At 26.5% G+C, this 20,284-nt stretch carries 22 protein-coding genes; 8 read left to right on the top strand and 14 right to left on the bottom strand.

Features of this window, described 5'->3' with window-relative positions; all coding sequences use genetic code 11:
• Positions 1-70 precede the first annotated feature (70 nt).
• Together Q0617_RS07980 and Q0617_RS07975 are read left to right on the top strand one after the other, a co-directional pair.
• Positions 71-334, top strand: coding sequence for a hypothetical protein (locus tag Q0617_RS07980; protein WP_298752242.1), 264 nt, complete (start codon positions 71-73; stop codon positions 332-334).
• A complete protein-coding gene (locus Q0617_RS07975) occupies positions 331-1,866 on the top strand; it encodes an AarF/UbiB family protein (RefSeq protein ID WP_298752369.1) in 1,536 nt (511 codons plus the stop codon). The genes Q0617_RS07980 and Q0617_RS07975 overlap by 4 nt, the downstream gene beginning before the upstream one ends.
• Before the next feature lies 1 nt (position 1,867).
• Here Q0617_RS07975 and hemH read toward each other — a convergent pair whose 3' ends face one another.
• From hemH to Q0617_RS07920, 11 genes are all read right to left on the bottom strand, one after another.
• Positions 1,868-2,800 (bottom strand): ferrochelatase, encoded by a 933-nt coding sequence (gene hemH / locus Q0617_RS07970; RefSeq protein WP_298752240.1) that lies wholly within the window; start codon positions 2,798-2,800, stop codon positions 1,868-1,870.
• Positions 2,797-3,252, bottom strand: a complete 456-nt coding sequence (locus tag Q0617_RS07965; RefSeq protein WP_298752239.1) for an SRPBCC family protein — start codon at positions 3,250-3,252, stop codon at positions 2,797-2,799. Before Q0617_RS07965 ends, hemH begins: the two co-directional genes overlap by 4 nt.
• Entirely contained in the window at positions 3,249-3,782 is a 534-nt protein-coding gene (locus Q0617_RS07960) for a glutathione peroxidase (RefSeq protein ID WP_298752237.1), read from the bottom strand. The genes Q0617_RS07965 and Q0617_RS07960 overlap by 4 nt, the downstream gene beginning before the upstream one ends.
• 65 nt (positions 3,783-3,847) lie before the next feature.
• Positions 3,848-4,558, bottom strand: coding sequence for a LytTR family DNA-binding domain-containing protein (locus Q0617_RS07955; RefSeq protein ID WP_298752235.1), 711 nt, complete (start codon positions 4,556-4,558; stop codon positions 3,848-3,850).
• Positions 4,555-5,544 (bottom strand): histidine kinase, encoded by a 990-nt coding sequence (locus Q0617_RS07950; RefSeq protein WP_298752232.1) that lies wholly within the window; start codon positions 5,542-5,544, stop codon positions 4,555-4,557. The genes Q0617_RS07955 and Q0617_RS07950 overlap by 4 nt, the downstream gene beginning before the upstream one ends.
• On the bottom strand, positions 5,531-6,949 hold the full coding sequence (locus Q0617_RS07945; RefSeq protein ID WP_298752230.1) for an NAD(P)-binding protein: 1,419 nt from the start codon (positions 6,947-6,949) through the stop codon (positions 5,531-5,533). The genes Q0617_RS07950 and Q0617_RS07945 overlap by 14 nt, the downstream gene beginning before the upstream one ends.
• On the bottom strand, positions 6,936-8,267 hold the full coding sequence (locus Q0617_RS07940; protein WP_298752228.1) for a deoxyribodipyrimidine photo-lyase: 1,332 nt from the start codon (positions 8,265-8,267) through the stop codon (positions 6,936-6,938). The genes Q0617_RS07945 and Q0617_RS07940 overlap by 14 nt, the downstream gene beginning before the upstream one ends.
• Positions 8,268-8,320: 53 nt before the next feature.
• On the bottom strand, positions 8,321-8,767 hold the full coding sequence (locus Q0617_RS07935) for a hypothetical protein (RefSeq protein ID WP_298752226.1): 447 nt from the start codon (positions 8,765-8,767) through the stop codon (positions 8,321-8,323).
• A complete protein-coding gene (locus tag Q0617_RS07930) occupies positions 8,761-10,314 on the bottom strand; it encodes a PepSY-associated TM helix domain-containing protein (protein WP_298752224.1) in 1,554 nt (517 codons plus the stop codon). Before Q0617_RS07930 ends, Q0617_RS07935 begins: the two co-directional genes overlap by 7 nt.
• Positions 10,314-10,616 (bottom strand): hypothetical protein, encoded by a 303-nt coding sequence (locus tag Q0617_RS07925; protein WP_298752222.1) that lies wholly within the window; start codon positions 10,614-10,616, stop codon positions 10,314-10,316. The genes Q0617_RS07930 and Q0617_RS07925 overlap by 1 nt, the downstream gene beginning before the upstream one ends.
• Positions 10,617-10,625: 9 nt before the next feature.
• Entirely contained in the window at positions 10,626-12,617 is a 1,992-nt protein-coding gene (locus Q0617_RS07920; RefSeq protein WP_298752221.1) for a TonB-dependent receptor, read from the bottom strand.
• 74 nt (positions 12,618-12,691) lie between these two features.
• On the opposite strand from Q0617_RS07920, the gene Q0617_RS07915 reads away from it, so the two are divergent.
• Positions 12,692-13,405, top strand: coding sequence for a DNA-binding response regulator (locus tag Q0617_RS07915; RefSeq protein WP_298752220.1), 714 nt, complete (start codon positions 12,692-12,694; stop codon positions 13,403-13,405).
• Position 13,406: 1 nt separating this feature from the next.
• A complete protein-coding gene (locus Q0617_RS07910; RefSeq protein WP_298752218.1) occupies positions 13,407-15,239 on the top strand; it encodes a histidine kinase dimerization/phosphoacceptor domain -containing protein in 1,833 nt (610 codons plus the stop codon).
• 47 nt (positions 15,240-15,286) lie between these two features.
• Here Q0617_RS07910 and Q0617_RS07905 read toward each other — a convergent pair whose 3' ends face one another.
• The 3 genes from Q0617_RS07905 to Q0617_RS07895 are packed head-to-tail and all read right to left on the bottom strand — an operon-like array spanning position 15,287 to position 18,181.
• Entirely contained in the window at positions 15,287-15,892 is a 606-nt protein-coding gene (locus Q0617_RS07905) for a PepSY-associated TM helix domain-containing protein (RefSeq protein ID WP_298752217.1), read from the bottom strand.
• A gap of 3 nt (positions 15,893-15,895) precedes the next feature.
• A complete protein-coding gene (locus Q0617_RS07900) occupies positions 15,896-17,989 on the bottom strand; it encodes a TonB-dependent siderophore receptor (protein ID WP_298752215.1) in 2,094 nt (697 codons plus the stop codon).
• Between the two features lie 57 nt (positions 17,990-18,046).
• Complete coding sequence (locus Q0617_RS07895; protein ID WP_298752213.1) at positions 18,047-18,181, bottom strand: hemin uptake protein HemP; 135 nt, start codon at positions 18,179-18,181, stop codon at positions 18,047-18,049.
• A gap of 130 nt (positions 18,182-18,311) precedes the next feature.
• On the opposite strand from Q0617_RS07895, the gene Q0617_RS07890 reads away from it, so the two are divergent.
• The 4 genes from Q0617_RS07890 (at position 18,312) to Q0617_RS07875 (ending at position 20,225) form a co-directional block, all read left to right on the top strand.
• The gene (locus Q0617_RS07890; RefSeq protein WP_298752211.1) at positions 18,312-19,025 is read left to right on the top strand and encodes an energy transducer TonB; all 714 of its coding nucleotides are present in this window, start codon (positions 18,312-18,314) and stop codon (positions 19,023-19,025) included.
• A gap of 5 nt (positions 19,026-19,030) precedes the next feature.
• Positions 19,031-19,540: a MotA/TolQ/ExbB proton channel family protein gene (locus tag Q0617_RS07885; protein WP_298752209.1), complete on the top strand. Its 510-nt coding sequence runs from the start codon at positions 19,031-19,033 to the stop codon at positions 19,538-19,540.
• Positions 19,537-19,926, top strand: a complete 390-nt coding sequence (locus Q0617_RS07880; protein ID WP_298752206.1) for a biopolymer transporter ExbD — start codon at positions 19,537-19,539, stop codon at positions 19,924-19,926. Before Q0617_RS07885 ends, Q0617_RS07880 begins: the two co-directional genes overlap by 4 nt.
• A 134-nt stretch (positions 19,927-20,060) precedes the next feature.
• Complete coding sequence (locus tag Q0617_RS07875) at positions 20,061-20,225, top strand: hypothetical protein (protein WP_298752203.1); 165 nt, start codon at positions 20,061-20,063, stop codon at positions 20,223-20,225.
• The last annotated feature ends 59 nt before the right edge of the window (positions 20,226-20,284 follow it).

The raw sequence follows: 20,284 nt of genomic DNA, 5'->3' as shown, positions 1-20,284 counted from the left end.
AACATTTTTTTACTACCAATGTATGTACTTTTCGTTTAAACTAATAAATAATAATATAAAAGGATTTTACATGCTAAAAGAGTTACTAAATACAGGTTTTGGGGCAGCTGCTATTATTAAAGAAAGAGTTGAAGAAGAAATCAAAATCTTAGAAGAAAAAGGGAAGTTAAAAAAAGATGATGCAAAAAGCTTTTTAGAATCCCTTGAAAAAAAAGGTAAAGATGAAGAACAAAAAGCAAAAGATGAGATTAAAAAAGTTTTAAAAGAAGTAATCAATGAACTAGGACTTGCTACTAAAGAGGACTTAGAAAAACTAAAAGAGGATTTAAAATAAACTATTATTCACCAAAAAGAATATTAAGTGTATTTTTCTTTTTATTAACTATTTATTTGGTTATAAAAAGAAAAGATAGCTTTTTATTTCTAAAACCACTTAAACCCAAAGGGTTAAAAAATAGTATTGTTAACTTGGGAGCTAGTTTTATTAAGCTTACTCAAGTATTGGCTACAAGATCTGATTTTTTTTCACAAGATTATCTTGATGAGTTAAAAAATCTTCATGACCAAATCCCTGCAATGGATGAAAGAAGTTATGAAAAAATTTATAATAGAGCTTTTAAAAATCTTAGTTTCAAAAGATTTGACAAAAAAGCTGTAGCTTCAGCTTCTATTGGACAAGTTCATCTTGCATATTTAAATAGCGGCGAAAAAGTAGCTGTAAAATTAAGAAGAGATGGCATAAAAAATCAAATTTTAGCTGATATAAAAATCATCAGCTTTTTTAACTTATTATTTAAACCTCTATTTTCTCACTACACAAAAAACTCTATTGAAGCTGTTATTGTCGAGTTTTCAAAAATGATTAAAGAAGAAGTTTCACTAAACAAAGAATTGGCAAATCTTAAAAAGTTTTCCCATGTATATGAAAATAGTGGTATAAGATTTCCAAAACCTTATGAAGAGTATTGTAGTGATGATGCTCTTGTTATGAGTTATGAAGAGGGATTTAGATTTGATGATAAAGAAAATATCTTTAAACATAAAATTGATTTTAAAAATATCATTACAAATTTAGTTGATTTTTATACTACTCAAATGCTTATAAACGGCTATTTTCATGCAGATCCACATCCTGGAAATCTACTTGTAAATAAAAAAGGTGAGCTTATTTTACTAGATTTTGGAATGGTAAAAACCGTTCCAAATGAAAAAAGAGTAGCAATAATTGAGTTAATAAAAGCAGCCAATGAGCAAAACTATGAACTCTATATTACTGCCAGCAAAAAGTTAGGGACTATCTCTTATGAGGCACCTACTTCTGAACTTGCGGAGTTTACTTCAAATATGTTTGATATATTTTCAAATGATAATTTAAGTAGTGAATCTATGCAAAAACTTGCTTTTGAAGTTTTAGAAACTACAAGAAATATGCCCTTTAAACTTCCAAGTGATGCTATTTATATCTTAAGAGTTAGTGCTATTATTGAAGGATTGGGAACTACTTATATAGAAAATTTCAATGGTATAAAAGATATTTTGCCAGTACTTCAGAAAAATCTTCCCAAAGCCCTTGGAGCAAAAGATACACTTACAGAGACAATTATTGAGGAAGTAAAAGATTTACCATTTTTTGTAAAGGATTTAAAAAATGTAGTCAAAAAAGCCAGTGAAGGAAGTCTTGAAATTGAAATTTCAAATAATCAATTGGAATATATAACCAAAGAATTAAAAAGTTATCTAAAAGTTATCACAAACTCTTTAATCCTTGTGCTATCTAGCTTTTTTATTCTTTTGTATGATAAAGACTTAAAAAGCTTTGCATTAGTTCTTTTCCTAGCAGGTATTATAAAACTTTTTTATAAGTAGTTTATACTGCCTGCTCAAAAAGCTCACTTAATGCTTCCATAAATAAGGGATGGTGATTTGGAGCACGTGCGACTCTATAATCTTTTATTCCCACCTCATTGGCTATTTCTTTATACTCCATCACAAGTTCAAATTCTGTTTCTGAGTTATCAACTGTAAAAGAGATAGGATAAACTAACACCTTATCACCAAGCTCTCTTAACTTGTCATCCATATAAGGTCTAAGCCACTCCATAGGTCCAAGTCTTGATTGATAAGCCACGTGGATATCTTTGAATTTTATTCCTTGTTTTTCTAACTCTTTTTTTGCGCACTCTACATTTGCTAAAATATGCTTTTGATATAAATCCCCTTTGTCAATAACTTTTTTTGTAAGTCCATGGGCTGAAAAGACTAATTCAAACTCTTCTGAAGCATCACCATTTAGTCTCTCTTTTATTCGCTCAACTATTGCTTTGTTGTATTTTTCATTGTCATAGTAGCTATGTATTGTTTTTACTTTAGCTTTTATTCCTGCTTTTTTTATAGCTTTTTCAAAGTCTTCAATTGAGGACTTGGTGGTTGTACTAGAGTAGTGTGGATACATTGGAAAGGCAATTATCTCATCATAATTTTTTAGTTCTTGTACAACTTCGCTTGAAAAAGGTGGAGTGTATCTCATAGAATAAAAAACATCACTATCTTCAATACTAGCATTTAATCTTCTAACAAGTCTTTTTGTATGTCCAACTATTGGAGATATACCACCAAGTAAAGCATAGTTTTTTTGTGACTCTTTTGTTCTTAAGCTTGTAATCAAAAATCCAATCATGGCTCTTATTGGTTGGGGAGCACCTATTATATATTTGTCATTAAACATATTTGTTAAAAAAACTTTTACTTCATCTAAATTATTTGGTCCACCCATATTCATCAATACTACCGCTTTTTTCAAGCCTTATCCTTTTTTTCCAATATCATTTTTGTTTGTTTATGTCTATATGAGAACATATTATTAAGTTGATTTTCCACAAAACTAGAAAAAAGATTGCCAATAAAACCAAAAGGTATCTCATATTCAACTACATCTTTTAGTTCACAAACATTGCCTTTTTTTGTAAATATATGCGAATGTCTCCAAAATTCAAAAGGAGAGCTAAGTGCCGTATCAACTAACATATTTGGTTTTTTTATCAAACTTATCTCCACAGCCCAAAAAGTAGGTACACAAAATTTTGTTGTTTTTATCTCTAAAATTTCACCCTCTGCAGGCACAAAATCTTTACTTAATAGTTCTACTTTTGTATCTTTTGGAGTGATTTTTTTTATATTATTTGAATCTAAATGAAACTCAAATAACTCTTCAATACTGCATGAAACAAGTGATGTTTTTTCATACTTTTTCATAATAACTCTTTTATATCATTTTCGATTTCACTAGGGTTTGTTGATGGAGCATATCTTTTAATTACCCTACCTTTTTTATCAACTAAAAACTTAGTAAAATTCCATTTTATAGATTCTGTTCCAAATAGACCTGATTGAGACGATTTTAGATAAGTATACAAAGGATGTGTATCATCGCCGTTAACATCTATTTTAGAGAACATATCAAACTTCACGTCATAAGTTAAGGAGCAAAACTCTTTTATATCTTTGTTAGTTCCTTGTTCTTGATTTAAAAACTGATTACAGGGAAAACCTAAAACACTCAAGCCTTTAGCAGAGTATTTTTCATGTAATTTTTCTAAACCTTCATACTGATAAGTAAATCCACACTTACTTGCTACATTTACTATTAGCATGACTTTGTTTTTGTACTTTGATAAAGAGATTTCTTCGTTATCTATTGTTTTAACTTTAATATCATAAATTGATGTTTGGGATACTCCAAGTAATGGAATAAAAAAAAGTAAAATTGTTAATAATTTATTCATTTAGTCCTCCTATTTTGAAAATTTTATCATCAAAATAGAAGTTTTAATAGTAGTTTTTTGTAAGTTTAGAGGCTTCTTCTATCCAAATACTCTCTAAACTCTTTAGCGCCATCTTTTGAGCTTGTTACAATAGAATCAATATCTTCAAAACTTATGGTTAATTTTGATTGTTCAACACTCTCCATTGACTTTATTTTGTCCACATTTACTATGATTGAACGGTGTATTCTAAAAAACTTCTTTTTATCTAAAAGTTTTTCCAAATCACCAATTTTTCTTTTTACATACACATCTGCATCTTTTATACGAACAAGCACTTCATCAAGATCTGCTTTTATAAAATATATGTCATCTAACTTGATTAGATATATTTTGTTTCCTCTTTTTCCTAAAAGTTTTTCATCATTTACTTGGCTTGACTGTTTGAAACTTTTTATTTTTTCTAGTACTCTTTTTATGTCAGCACTCTCTATTGGTTTCATCAAGTAATCTATTCCACCAATTTTAAATGCCTCTATGGCGTGTTCACTATATGCTGTTTGAAAGACAATAAAAGTCTTTGGCTCAAGACTTAATATAGTATTTGCAAGTTCTAAGCCTGTAATTTCTGGCATAGATATATCTAGAAATATCACATCAAATTTTGTTTTTGTAGCTTCTACTAAAGCAAGACTTGGCGAAGTAAAACTTTTAATATCTTCTATTCCTTCTTCATTTAAAAGCCTTGTAAGTCTACTAAGAGCAAGCTTTTCATCATCTACTATCATCACTTTCATCTATTACTCCTATGTATTATAAACTTCATTTTATCATCTTCAATAGTACTTTTTAAATAGCCAATTTTAAGTATATGTAACCTTTTTTGTAAGTTATTTAATCCTACTCCAAAAACTACTTTTGAAGTAATCTTTCCATTATTTATCACTTCAACCTTTTTTTCATCAACAATTACATCTATAACTAAAAGTTCTCCTGTAAATCCATGCTTTATGGCATTTTCTACTAAAAGTTGTATAGAAAATTTTGGTAAAAGCATATCATAATACTTTTCATCACATTTAAGATTAAATACTATTTTTTCATCAAATCTTATATTTTCTATATGTAAATAAGTATTTAACATATCAATTTCACTTTTTAAATCAATCAAACCTTTTTTGGTAATAGCATTTCGTAAAAATTTTGATAATTTCAAAACTGATTCTTCTGCTTTTTTTTGGTCTTGATATATAAGTTCTGAGATAGAATTTAATGCATTAAATAAAAAGTGTGGGTTTAACTCACTCTCCAAAACTTCCAGTTTAGTCTGTAAAACTTCGCTATGTACTAACTCATTTTTATATTTCATAGATATAAATTGATGTAAAATCAAACCAATCAAAAAAGTTAAAAGCCCAATTGTAATGCCAATTGCTAGCCAATGTACAGATAATAGTTTTACGATTGGATAACTACCATCAAATAAAATATAAGTCAAAGAAAAACCACACCAGCCAGCTAAAAAAGAGAAAATAAAACTAATAATATACCAATACTTTTTTTGGGTATTTGGCAAAATATAAAAGTTTGAAATAGTAATAAAGAAAAAAGAAAAAAATGAGATAAAAAAAGCACAAACTGTACTAAAAACTATAGTTGAGATATACCTAATTTCTTCATTTATATAATAAAAAACCAAAGAAATCAAAAAACCAAAAAACATCCCTATTATGACTATATAAAGCCAATCTTTATAGGAAATTTGTAGTTCAAAACTCTTCATTTAGTTCCTTATTTAATATACTTGCACCTAGTGCAACTCCTGGCCAACCTTGACCCGCAAAAATTGTATCTCCCACATTATATAGACCTTTGAAGGGTGTTGTACAAGTTGGAGTTTTTAAAATTGATTTAATATTTATAGCTTTCCCACCACAATTTTGCCTTCCAATAAATCTTTGAAAAGTTGCACTTGTGGCAGAAAATGTTTTTGTTATTTGCTCTTTGTTTATACTATCAAAATAATCTAAAAAATGGCCTAATATAAAGTTTTCAGTTAGCTCTTTTTGTTTTTTATATCTATCTTTTGATAATAGTTTCCAAGTACTCACTTTGGTGTGAGTTGAGATGGTAACACTATATCCATTTTGACTCAGCTTATCATCACTTAGTTTTGAAAAAGAGATAAAAAAAGAGTTTGAAATACAGTTTGGAATTTCATCTTTTAAGATAATTTGATAGTGTTCTAAAAACTCTTTTTTACTATCAATGCTAAGATAAAGTGTAAAGGCACTTTGATCACTAAACTCAAACTTTTCATAATAAGATTTTATTTTTTCATCAAAAAGATTCTTACTATCATAAATAGTTGTATTTAATACAATATTTTTTGCTTGATATTCACCTTTAGATGAATCAATCAAATAGTAATCTTCCTTTCTTTTTATTTTAAATATCTCTTCATTTTTATGAACATTTACATCTTTTAGTATATCTTCTATAATTGTTCCCATTCCATTATTTACATAAAATACTTTATGAAAAGGATAAGATAAACCTAAAGCCATAGATAATAAGGAAACATCTTTTGACCTACTTTGAACAGTAATAAGAAGTTGTGCATCTATAAAGTTTTTGTACTCTTGCGAAATATCTCCTAAAGTCTCTTTGATAAAAGAATCTGCACTTTTAAATAAATCCATCTCAAAAGTTCTAATCATATCTTTAAAAGTAAGCAAAGATTTTATATAAGATTTTAAACTATATTTTGCAAAATGTATATTCTTTACCTGCCAAAATCTTTCATCAATATTTTTTATCTTTTCCCAAAAAATTCTATTATTTTTATTTGGATAGTACTCTTGCATTTGAGATAAAAAGTGCTCAAAATCTCTTACCCTATCTACTACTTTTTTATTTTGTATTGTTCTTATTGCTACTTTTGATTCTTCTATATCTGGACTGTACCCCATCTTATCAAATATATCTTTTATAATATGATTATCTTCATAGCCCACAAAAGTTGTTGCTCCTGTATTATAATAGTTTCCATATCTTTTAAAAGTACTAGCACATCCCCCAAGGTTGCTATCTTTTTCAAACAGAATATGCTTTTTATCTTTGTTTAATGCTCCAATCAGTGCCCCACCAATTCCAGAACCTACTATTGCTAAATCATACTTTTGCATTTTTTGCCTCTTTAAAAGCTCTTATAGCTTTCTCTCTTGAGTACTTTATATCTACTATTGGACTTATATATTTATCTTTTAAAGCACCTTCTATATGTATAAGTTTTGAGTCTACTTCTTTTAACTCTGGTATTATACTTTTTATAAAAATAGCCTCTTTATCAAATTTACCTGATTGTAAATATGGATTAAAAATCCTAAAATATGGTACGCTATCTGCCCCTGTACTAGCGGCCCATTGCCATGAACCAATATTTGAACAAGCATCATAATCAAGTAACTTTTTTGCAAAATATTGCTCACCTTTTTTCCAATGGATAAGTAAGTTTTTGCATAAAAAAGATGATACTATCATTCTGAGTCTGTTGTGCATCATTCCAGTTTTATTGAAGTGTCTCATAGCTGCATCTATTATTGGAACTCCTGTTTTACCTTCACACCACTTTTGAAAATCCTCTTCATTTTCACGCCAAGTTATCTCTATGCCATTCCAATTTTCACTTTCACTTTTTGGAAAATGAAACAAAATATAGTTGTAAAACTCTCTCCAAAAAAGTTGTCTTATAAAAACTTCACTATTCTTTCCATCTAGTTTTTTAATTTCATTAAAAATCATTCTAGGTGATATTGTCCCAAATCTTAAGTCAATTCCTAAGTTAGAAGTTCCATCTTTATAAAATATATCTCTATTTTTTTCATACTCTTCAACTTTTTCTTTAAAATTATCTAGTCTATTTTGTGGTGTTTGGTTTAAAAACCCTGGCAGCTCAACTCTTTTAAATCCAATCTCTTCTAAAGTGGGGTTTTTACTTTTATATTTATATAGTTTTAAATCTGGATTTACATTTGATTCACCTATCTTATCTGAAGAACTTAACCAAGACAGAGACTTATAAAAAGGAGTAAATACTTTGTAAGGTGTTTCATCTTTTTTTAGATTTCTTTTTGGATTGATTAAAAATGAGTCTAGATATCTTTTTAAAGGTAGTATTTCATTTATCTCTTTATCTCTTTTTTGTGAGTAAGAGTCAAAATCACCTGAACATAAAACTTCATCAAAGCCATCTTTTTTAAGATTCATAAAGACATTTTTAGGTGTATCATAAAATATGTACAAATCTAAACCAAGAGTTTCAAGAGATTTTTTTAATGCTAATACTGCATCATAAATAAATGTAACCCTTTTATCATCCCTATCTAGTTTTTCCAAAATATTTTTGTCAAAAATAAATATAGGCATTACTTCATTAGATGCTTTTTCTAAGATTTTGTTATCTCTTACTCTTAAATCTCTTCTAAACCAAAGTATTTGTTTCAATATCTTTCCTAGTTTTTTATTTATCTTACTAGGAAAAATACTCTTTTAATAGTTTAATTTTGTAGGTTTATACTTTTTATCTTATATTTCTTAATTCTAAAATTAAATAAGACTAATGAAATAAAGAACAATAATATATTAATTAGCATAAAAAAATTTAAATAATCAACACTATTTTTCAAACTCTCTTTGTAATAAATACCTTGTTTAGAAACTAGACTATTACCTATTTGTACAAGTACATAATACTCTTCATTTGGTATTTCCAAAATTTGATTTGATTTATCTAAAAAAAATTCATCTAATATTTGATTACTTTTCATTGAAATTATTTTAATTTGATTAAAAAATATTTCATTATTTGTCCTAAACTCTTTTATTTCTATTTTTATTTTATTATTACCTTGTAAACTTAAATATAAGTCTGCATTTTGTTTTTCATGTGCAAAACAAAAACTAACTAAAAAAAACAAATTTATTATAAATATTTTCTTCAACATTTCAACTCCTTTTCATAATCAAACTTATATAAAAAAGTTGGTTTTATCTTTTTAGCAAAATAAAAAATTGTTCCTGAGATTATAAGAAGTATTAAATCCACATAAAAAACTACATCCATCTTATTTATAAAACTATCCCAAATAAATATGTCCGTTTTAATCCCATGTAAAAAAACTGCTGTAAATAATAACAAACTACTCATATACAAATTTATTTTTATTACTTTTGAAATCATATTTTCATAAAAACTATACATTAATAAAGAAAAAAACATAATGTAAAAAATTCCTTTCATAAATAAATCCTTATGGATAAATTCATTTGGAATTAAATAATGCGTAAAAAATAATATACTACTACAAGTAATTGAGCCTATAATTATAGTTAAAACTACTCTATTTAAAAAATTTGACCAAATAAAACTATTATTATCATTTAGTTTTTTTTGTGCCCAGATTAAGTATCCAAATGCTAATGATACGCAAAGAGCAATACCAAAGACAAAAAATATAATCCTAATCAATATTGTTTCATCAGGTAAAAAGTGTAAAAAATAAAAAAGAGACAAACTTTTTTTGATGCCATGTGTATCATCTAAATTTGTTTTAGAAAATACCGTTCCATCATAACTGTTTAATACAATACTTATTCTATTGACTTCTCCTGTTATTGCTCGATTGTCACTTAAGTATCCACTAAACAAAACTTGTGAATTATCTTTTTTATAGTTATAGATATTTATATTTTTGACTACCAAATTTTCATAATTTACTTTTGCCAAACGATATAATTGGGAAAGCTTTAAAGGTTCAACTATATTTTCACTGTTTTTTAATAACTCTTTTTGTTTAAATATAATTGGAGCTACAACTTTTCGAAGGTTTGTCTCTTTGTTCTGTGTTGCATTTAAAACATATGGTTTTGAAGTAAAAAGCATAACACCAATAAAAGCCCCAGTTATTACAAATATAAATAAAAAAGGAATTATAAGTAAACCTAAATTCTTATGCCACTTTATCCAAAATCTTCTATGTGATTTTTTTTCTTTTTTTGTTCTTTTTTTATTAAATACAAAAAGCAAGATAGCACTAAGTATTAAAAATAAAACTCCTATTGAAGCTACTCCCATCAAAAATCGTCCAACTTTTGGTATATTTTCTCCAAAATGAAGTTCATTAAAAAATTCACTTACATTATCCCTTTCATAAAAGGTATCTAATACCTCATTATTATTTGGATTTAAATAAATAGAAGATTGATTTTTTGTAGAAATCTTTATTCGTGGATCTTTGAAACTTGGAGGAACAATCTCAATATTTTTATCACTCAAGTGATAGCTAGATACAATTTCATCCAATTTATCATCAATATTAAATCCATAATCTACTGATTTCTGGATATGTTTTGAAGGTAGTTCCCAATAACTAATATAAGGTAAGAAAAATATCAAACTTCCAAAATAAGCACTGATATAAAATAAAGAAATACAAAATAAACCTATGATAGTATGTCCACGGATAAGATATTTTATATTCAACTTTTCCATTATAATACTCCTTCTTTTATAAGCATAAAAATTAAATATAAAAAAACTAAATAAAAAAACTTTTTTGTGATTTCAAGATATGACTTACTAAACAAAAGCCATGTTCCAATTACTACAATTATTATTGGAGTTATTATCATCCAAGGAATTATTTTATAAGCAAAATCTCCTTTTGTAATAATGGGAAACGAAGACACTATTACAAAACTACTTATAAAACTCCCGATACAGGCTATAAAACCATGAACCCAGCCAATTTTTGACTTGGGTTCACCTAAATATAAATATATTTTTTTTAACATTTATACTCTTTAAAACTTATATGATAAAGTAAGCTTAAAATTTCTTCCTGGTTCATAATCTGCTGTACTAACAAGATTTCCACTAACTGTAAAACTTCTATTTTCAGAAATATGAGAAACATATTTTTCATCAAAAATATTATCAATTCCTGCAATAAGTGTTAAGTTTTTTACTTTACTTGGTTTCCAATTTACAGCTATATCATGTACATTGTATGCATCTTTGATGTTATATTCACTTCCTGGAACATCATTTTGTTTAAACCCAAATAATGAACTCCACTCAAGAGATAGATTAGGTAATAACTTATAATCTAAGCCTACAGATAGGCTATCCCCTGGTTCTTTTGGATCTGATAAACCTGTATCTTGAAATTTTGTTTGAGAATGAGCATAAGTAACTAAGGCATTAAAGTTATCCAATCTATACATAAAACTTGTCTCAAATCCTTTTAAATTTAATGTTCCAGAATTTGTCATTGTATAATTATTTACTGTTGTAATGTAATCATCAATATCAGTATTAAAATATTTAAATGAAAACCCAATATTATCAGCACCTAGTACATTTTCTTGATTATATGTAAATCCAATCTCTTTATTAATTCCTGTCTCAGATTTTAGATTTGGAGTATCCGGAGCATAGATTCTATTTGTTGCCAAAACATCAACCATTTCAGCACCTTTGTACAAAGTAGTTACACTTCCAAGCAATGTAAGATTCTTATTTATAGAATATTCACTTGCTAAACCATATGTAAATTTATTATCATTTATCTTCCCATATGAACCATCTAAGTCATATTTGTTATATCTAATTCCAGGTGTTAAAAGTAAACCATTATCAAAATCTATCGTATCTTCTATATATAAAGCAGATGACTTGGCTTTTTCATCATCTCCATATTTTGCTCCTTCCCAAGTTACTTTACTAGTTTGAATATCATACAATCCACCATAAGTAAAAGTATGGAAAATATTCCCAGTTTGAATATTTGTTTGTACTTTACTATTGATACCTTCTGTTGTAACTTTTCCATTTAATAAACCTTGAGTTAATCCGCCAGGTCTTACTGCTGTAACACCATTTAGTTTTTCATATCTTTCAAGTTCATTTTCATTTGAATAAATTGATGTATTTAATAATAAATTATCGCCTAAATCTAATTCATGTTTTAAAGTAATCGTTTCCCTTGTATATTCAGTAGGAAAAGTATAAAGTCCTGTTCTTGCTTCATTGTAAGCTCTTCCGAAATCTGGTCTAGGGGCATAGTCTCCCTCATCTTTTAAAGTATCATAAGATAGAGATATTTTTTGTGAATCAGAAATATCATAACCTAGTTTTATCAAAGTATTATTTACTTTTCCATCAGAACCAAAGGTTTCAACTCCATTTCCATCTTTCCAATTATTTTTATTTAAATAATTATGATAAATTAAAAAATCTGCATTCTCTAATATTTTTCCATATGTAGCTACTGAGCCACCAATACTATCATTAGAATTGTAAGTTGTAGATATTCTTGCACCAAAGTCTTTTCCTTTTTCTAACATATCTTTTCCATCTTTTGTTTCAAAAGAGACTGATCCTCCTAAACTTCCATTCACAACTGAATTAGTTCCAACTTGAATATCTGCTTTTTTTAATATATCTGGATTTATGAGTAAATTACCTATATGATGAAACATATTTGCATTTTGAACTTTTGCACCATCTAAGGTAATTTCTAAATTTTCATCTTGTAATCCTCTTATATTAATCCTATTATTAATTGAATGAGTACCTCCCACATCAACTCCCGGTAAATCTCTTAATAAATCACTTAAATGATCAGCTTGTTTTGTCTCAATTGTTTTCTCACCTAAATTAAGAGAAGAACTTGTAACTTCTGTTTCCCATACATTTACATTATCTAGTTGAGTAGTTTCTTCCGCAACTAAATTACTACTTATTAAGCCAATTGCTGTTATTGCACTTAAAAATATTTTTTTCTTATTCATTGTTTAACCTCTTTATAAATTGATATTGAGTATCATAACTAATTGAAATCACAATTAAATCACAAAGGTTAGAAATGTGTAAAAATTCTTTAAATGAAATCTCTATATTAATTATTGAAGATGAAGTTGTATTATCGCTTGGATTGAAAAGTACTTTAAAAAGTTTTGGATATAGTATTTCTGGAATAGAAACTACCCTAGAGGGAAGTATAAAACACTTAACAACCCTTACCCCAACTTTAGCAATTGTTGATATAAAACTTCAAGGAATAAATAATGGAATAACTATTGCAAAATATTTATGGCAAACAAAAAAAATACCTATTATATTTTTAACTTCGTATTGTGATGAAAAAACAATTGAAAAAACATTATCTTGTGAACCATATGGATATTTAATAAAACCTTGTAAAGATAAAGAGCTACATACGACCATACAAACAGCTATCAACAAACACAACTACTTTTTTAAAAATAAAGATGCGTTAAACGATAATACACATTACATTGACTTAGGAGAAAGCCTAAAATTCCACAAAGGAAAATCAATTTTATTTAAAAATGATGAACCATTAAAACTTACAAATAATGAAACAAAGCTACTTGAACTCTTAAGTGATTATTTAAAAGAACCTGTCAGTTTTGAAAGAATAAGTAATTATATTTGGAGAGAATCTATATATGACTTAGGAAAATTAAGAACATTAGTTTATAGATTAAAACTAAAAATTGGTGTTGATATAATTGAAAGTGTCTTTGAATCTGGCTATAAATTAAAAGTGAATTAATTTGGCAAATATTAAAAACATACCTATTAGTTTTAAACTAGGATTCTTTTTTTTATTATTCGCACTAATTTTATTATCATTACTTTTTATATTATTAATACCTAGAATTGAAAAAAAACAGTATGATAATGCTCTTCTTGAAACTGAAAAAAAAGTATTATTATCAAAATATCAAATAAATTTAGTTGTTGATTATTTTAAAGAATATAATAATTTAAAACAGAATGAATCAAAAATTGAGATAGTTAATATGATAGAACAAATTAAACTAAAATCTAAGCTAAATAAAAATTATCTCCATAAAGATTTAGTCAATGATATAGGAAATATTACGAAAAACTACATTTGTAATGTTGAATTTATAACTCAAAATAATACATTTTCTTTTAATAATACCTTTACAGATAAAACATTTGATTTTTCATATATTTCCTATAATAAATGGGAAAAAAGATTTAAGAAAAAAAGTTTTTGCCCACAACCAAACTATCAAATTTATAAGACACTTATCAAAAATGATGAGCTAAAACTTACTTGTAATTCCTATTTCAAAAAAAGTAATACTAATAATAATCTTGAAAGTAATGTAAAAGAGATTATTCAAAAAGGTTTTACATTAAGTGAAAATATTCATTTAGGTAAAATTTATCTTGTATGGCTCAATAATAAATTAAAAGATAAAAATCTTTCTAAATCACTAGATTCCATAGAAAATAGAAACAATGAAAACTATTGTATAAGTAAAATATCAAACTATAGATTCCCAAAGACTGGTGAACTTACCATACATGACTTACTACAAGTAAAAAGCACACAAAGATTTGAACATAAAATAGAAGAAAAAAACACCCTCACATGGGTTAGTAAAATATATGAAAAAGATGACACAAACTTTCTTTTTGTATTAAGTGCTTTTGAAAGTGATTTCAGAAATGATATAAATAATCCTATTATAAAGATTTTATATATCTCTATTTTTGCATTAATTTTGTCAATATTATTTGGTTATTTTTTGTTTAGAAGATGGTTTAATAATATTGAAAAGCTCTCAGTTACAGCTAGACAAATTTGTTCAGGAAAATTAAATTTTAGAAGTTACATAAAAGGAGATGATGATATTGGAATACTTGGAGTTGCATTTGATTCTATGCTAGATAAACTTGAAAATAATATCAAAACCTTAGATAAAGATGTAGAAAATAGAACCATAGAATTAACCAATTCCTTGAAAATAAAAGAATTACTTTTAAAAGAAATTCACCATAGAGTAAAAAATAATCTCTCTTTAACAATAAACTTTATAAAACTTCAGAAATATAAAATTGATGATAAAAAGATAAAATCTGCACTTACAAGTATAGAAAATAGAGTCTATACTATGGCACTATTACATACAAAAATGTATGAATCTAAAAATTTAGATTCTATTGATTTTAAAATTTATACAAGCCAATTAAGTGAAGATATAAAATCAACATTTGAAGAAAATATTAACGTTTCTATAATTATAAATATTGACAATATTTATTTAAATATAGACCAAGCAATGTCTTGTGGACTAATTATAAATGAAGCCATAGTAAATGCTTTTAAATATGCTTTTATTGGAAAAAGTGATGAGAATTATTTAAAAATTGATTTTAAAAAAACCAATCAAGAATATCTATTACAAATAATAGATAATGGGATAGGTCTAAAAAAAGATTTTAATATAGATAAATCTGAAAGTTTGGGATTAAACTTAATTAAATCAATCTCAGAAACTCAATTAAATGGAAATTTTGGAATTATAAAAAATAAAGGCACCCATTTGATTATAAAGTTTCCTTTATAATCAAAATTTGTTTTAATATTTTTTCTAGTATACAATCAAAAAATATATTAAGAAAATGAGAAAAATAAGAAAATTATAACAGTAATAATTCCTGCTAACATAATAGATAACCCTCTTTTTTTAAAGCCATACTTACCTTTTATCATTACCATAGCTGATAATGCAAAAAAAGCTAAAACAACACTATAAACCATAGCTAAATAGTACCAAGCTCTATTATTTGTAGATAAGTGAGAACTAATAAATATCTGTAAAAATGCAGGATAAGATTTATAATCTATATTTGTTTCACCTGAATTTTTATTGTAAATTACATGCATATATTTATAATCAAAATATAAAGTGTTATTTTCTTCTTTAGAAAAAGTTAATCTTTTTATATTTTTCTCAACAACACTTTTTGTACCAAGCTTGTAAATATAATCAAGTTTTCCACTCTTTGCTTCACTTATTAGATTTTCTTTAAAATGTTCACTTGAAATATTTTTTGAAATATTTGTTTGAAAATTATAATCATATTTAAACCAGCCCAAACCACGGGCAGATAATATAAAACCTGTAATTGCGTATATAAGAGTGATACCTATAAAAAAATAACCAAGATCTCTATGAAGAGACCTTGATATATTACTTAAGGATTTGTTTTTTGACATATTTTAAAATGTTCTTTTTATATTAATAGTAAATTTTCTAGGCTCACCAGAATAAATTCTATAATCATTTGTACCAGATTCATAATACTTTTTATCTGTGATATTTTCGATATTCAATGAAAAATCCCAATCATTTATTGAATAATATGCACCCACATCAACTCTTGCATATGATGGCAGTTCTACTCTAGTTGATTTAGATGAGCTAGTATAAATTTTATCTCTATATGTTAATCCAGTAGATAATCCAAATCTTCCATCATATATTTTTTGGGGAATATTATATCGTGTGAAAATATATGCAGTAACTTCAGGAGTAAGAGCTTGTGTGTTTCCCACAGATTTCCCAGATACATATTCTGCTTTGTTATAGGCGTACCCTGATTTAAATTGCCAATTAGCTGTAGGTAGCCATTGAACTTCTAATTCTACACCTTTACTTTCAACTTCTCCAGAAAGTGCATAATTACCTGAGTTAGTACTTTCAGCTACATTCTCTTTATTTATTTTATAAAAAGACAATCCAGTATTAAACTCTTTACTAAAATTAATTTTAGTACCTATTTCATATTGTTTAGATTTTTCAGTATCTAAAGGATTACCTAAATCATCAACTCTTTCAGCACTACTAGGGTCATAACTCTGCCCAAAACTACCATATATAGAAACCAAATCATTTATATTATAAATTGCCCCAAGTGAACCAACAAAGTCTGTTGATTTTTTTGTTGTATTTTCTACACAAGAACCTCTCAAACATTCAAAATCAATTTTTGTTTTATCCACTCTTGTTGAACCTACAAATGTAAGTTTATCTGTAATACTTATCTTATCTTGTAAATATACTCCTGAACTAAAATACTCTGTTTTTCTTCTATTTAATTGAGTACTAACAGCAGTTCCACCATGAATTGGATTATAAATATTTATATTTGGTGTTACATTGCCACCCATAATAATTCTATCAAAATCAGTTTTTCTGTAAGTCCCCGCCAAACCAAATGTCAAACTATGTTTCATATTTGCAATAATAGTATCAAGGTTTAGATTTGTATCAAAGCTATGCCAATCTCTTTCATTATATTGATGTCTATTTCTTCTTGTAAGTGTTGTATCTGAAACGCTTGCCCCTTGATTAACACCTCTACTTTCAAATAGTTTTCTATCATCTGTATGAAATACACTTCTCCAATCAAAATTTAAAGAAAGATTGTCGTTTATATAATGGTCTAAATTAATATCAAATGCAGTTCCCTCATCATTATCATAATCACCCTCTTCTTGATAAACAGTATCGAGACTAGCTACTGTAGAAATATCATGATTTGCAACAAATAATCCATCATCAGCACTACCATCTTCATGACCATATTCCATGGCAACTAATAAAGATGTATTATCACTTGCATTCCAAAGTAAGCTTGGATATATATAAAAATTTTCGAAATCTACATTTTTTCTATATGAGTTTAACTTCTCACCAACTGCTATAAATCTATAAAATAGATTTTCTGTAATTGGTCCTGTAGTATCTAATGTAGTAGTAATCCCATTATCTTCTCCAAATCCTGAAACACCATTAGACATATATGTTTGAAGTGAGGTTTCTAAAGTTGTTCTTTGTTTGGCTTGTGGACGTTTAGTTACAATATTTACTAATCCTCCTGGCTCCATTACCCCATACAGTACAGAGGTAGGACCTTTTACCACTTCCATTCTTTCAACATTTGCAGTTGAAGGAGAGCCCATTCTACTTATCAATCCAGACATACCATTTACTTTGATATTTTCCAAATCTAGCTCAAAACCACGAATCATAATAGCATCTGCATTTTTACCAACTTTAGTAACTCCAGTTGTATAATCAAAAGTATCTTCTATTCTTTGGGCTTGTAAATCTTCAATTAATGTCCCTTTTGTAACAGAAACTGTGTATGGTGTTTTTTTATCACTTGTTTCACCTTTCATACTTGAAGATGAAGTATCTTCAAAATATGATTCCTGAGCACCTTGTACTACTACTGTATTTAATTCTTCTGCATTAAGTGTATTTGCCAGCAAAAGAAGTGCAAGAGATTTTGCAATCTTTATTTTCATAAGTTTCCTTTAATTATCGCTGGCTACTTGTTAAAAACTTTGCTGGCTTTATTTAATTTATTTTGTTAGGATTAATTTATTCGCTTTTGTTATTTTCAAATAATATAACTGTCCATTATGAAAAATTTTTATACTTTTTTGATTTTTAAAAAGAACTATTGAGTCAATTTTATTATTCTCTTCTTCATTCATAATTTGTACCTTCTAATCTCTAACTAAATTTCGGTCGAATATTAACTTAAAAAATCTTAATTTAAAATAAAAATGATAATCGGTATTGATATTAAGTTAATAATCAGAAATATTTTATTAAACTTCCATTATGGAAAAGAAAAAAAGTTTATTAATCATCTTTATACTTGTTATTTGTACTCACATTTACTTATTTGCACAACTAAATATTGAGGAGAAGAAAAGGATTATAGCCCCTAAACCTACAAATTCAAATATACAAATAAAATTAAATAATGTAATACTAAAAAAACAAGAAGTCAAAAAAGTTGAAGTTAAGAAAGAAATTAAGAAAAAAGAGATTATAAGAAAAAAACTTCATAAAACCAAAAGTAAAAATATTATTAAACACACAAAGAAAAAGAAATTTATAAAAAAAGAAAAAACCATAAAAAAAATAGTTCATAAAAAAGAACCTGAGAAAATTTTTGAGAAAAAAGTTGTTGAACATAAAGTTCAGCAAAAAACAAAAAATAAAACAAAAGAAATAGACTTAACTAAATTAGAAGCAATAGAAAATGAATATTTATTGAAATTGAAAAAATTAATTGAAAAAAATAAAGTCTATCCTAATAGTGCAAAAAAACTAAATCAAACAGGAAAAGTATATTTAAACTTTACTATTGCAAAAAATGGTTACATAGAAAATATTATCATTATGGAAAAATCAAAATATAGAAGACTAAATAAAGCAGCAGTTGAAATTATAAATAAAATAAAACAATTTGAACCAATCCCAGAAGAACTACATAAAAATTCATGGAATATTACGGTTCCGATTTTATATCAAATTATAAGGAGTTAAGGTTGATGGAAATAGATTTAATGAGTTACATAAACAGAGGTGGAGTTATAGTTTATATTCTAATTTTTTTAAATGTTATTGGATTTACAATAATGTTATGGAAATTGGTTGTTATTCTTTCTTCAAGAGCAGGAAAAGAAAAAGTCGTACAGGATATATTGGCATTCGTAAAAACCACAAATAACACATTTGAAAAAGAATCAGTTCAAAATATAATTGACAGAAAGGTGCGAAAACTAGAATTTGGATTAAATACAGTAAAAATAATAGCTTCCATTGCTCCACTTTTAGGGCTTTTAGGAACAGTAATTGGGGTATTAAACTCTTTTGATTCTATTACAAAAAGTGGTTTAGGTGACCCATCTATTTTTTCAAATGGTATATCAATAGCTCTTATTACAACTGTTGCTGGACTTATTGTAGCTATTCCACACTATATAGGATACAACTATATTGTTGGTATTTTAGATGATATTGAACTGAAAATTCAAAAAGAGGTTCTAAAAAGAATATGAAAAAAAGAGAGATTTTAACTCCTGATATTACACCACTTATTGATGTTGTTTTTATTCTTCTGATATTTTTCATTGTATCTTCTGTATTTAAAAAAGATGAATTAGCTTTAGCATTAAATCTGCCAACATCTAGTGCTAAAGAGATAGAGCTAAAACAAAAAGAAATAATTATTGAAATAGATAATACTAAACTTGCAATATATGGGAAAGAGACAACTTTAGAGAAGTTAGAAGAAGAGATAAGTAAAGTAACTGATAAAAAAAGAAATATTATTTTTAGAATTGATAAAGATGTAAAATATGAAAAAGTAGTAAAGATCTTAGATATTTTACAAAAAAATAGTCTTTTTAATATCTCTTTAGTTACAGACAAAAAAGAGCATTAAAATATCTAATATCCTTTAAAATTAAAAAAATAAGTTAATTTTTTCAATATTAATGATAATAATTATCATATTTATTAATATTTAAGTTTTCTTCCTGTAAGATTCTGAGAATTATTATCATAAAGGATTAATTTATGTCTGATTTACTTTTAAAAAGAGAAATTAGAAAAATGGTTAGAGAGTCTGGATTTGAGAAAAATTCAAAAATGGTATGTTCTATATTAAAAGTTTTAAACATGAAACATAAAAATATAGATACAAACAAGGCACATAAAATTGCAAGCGAAGTACTTGCGTAAACTAAATTTAGGAGAATATAAATGAAAAAAATAAGTATGGTAGCATCATTATTGCTATT

Source organism: uncultured Arcobacter sp. (assembly GCF_937982575.1).
Taxonomy (GTDB): domain Bacteria; phylum Campylobacterota; class Campylobacteria; order Campylobacterales; family Arcobacteraceae; genus Arcobacter.
The sequence above is the reverse complement of the archived record's forward strand: the minus strand, read 5'-3'. Positions and strand labels throughout refer to the sequence as shown.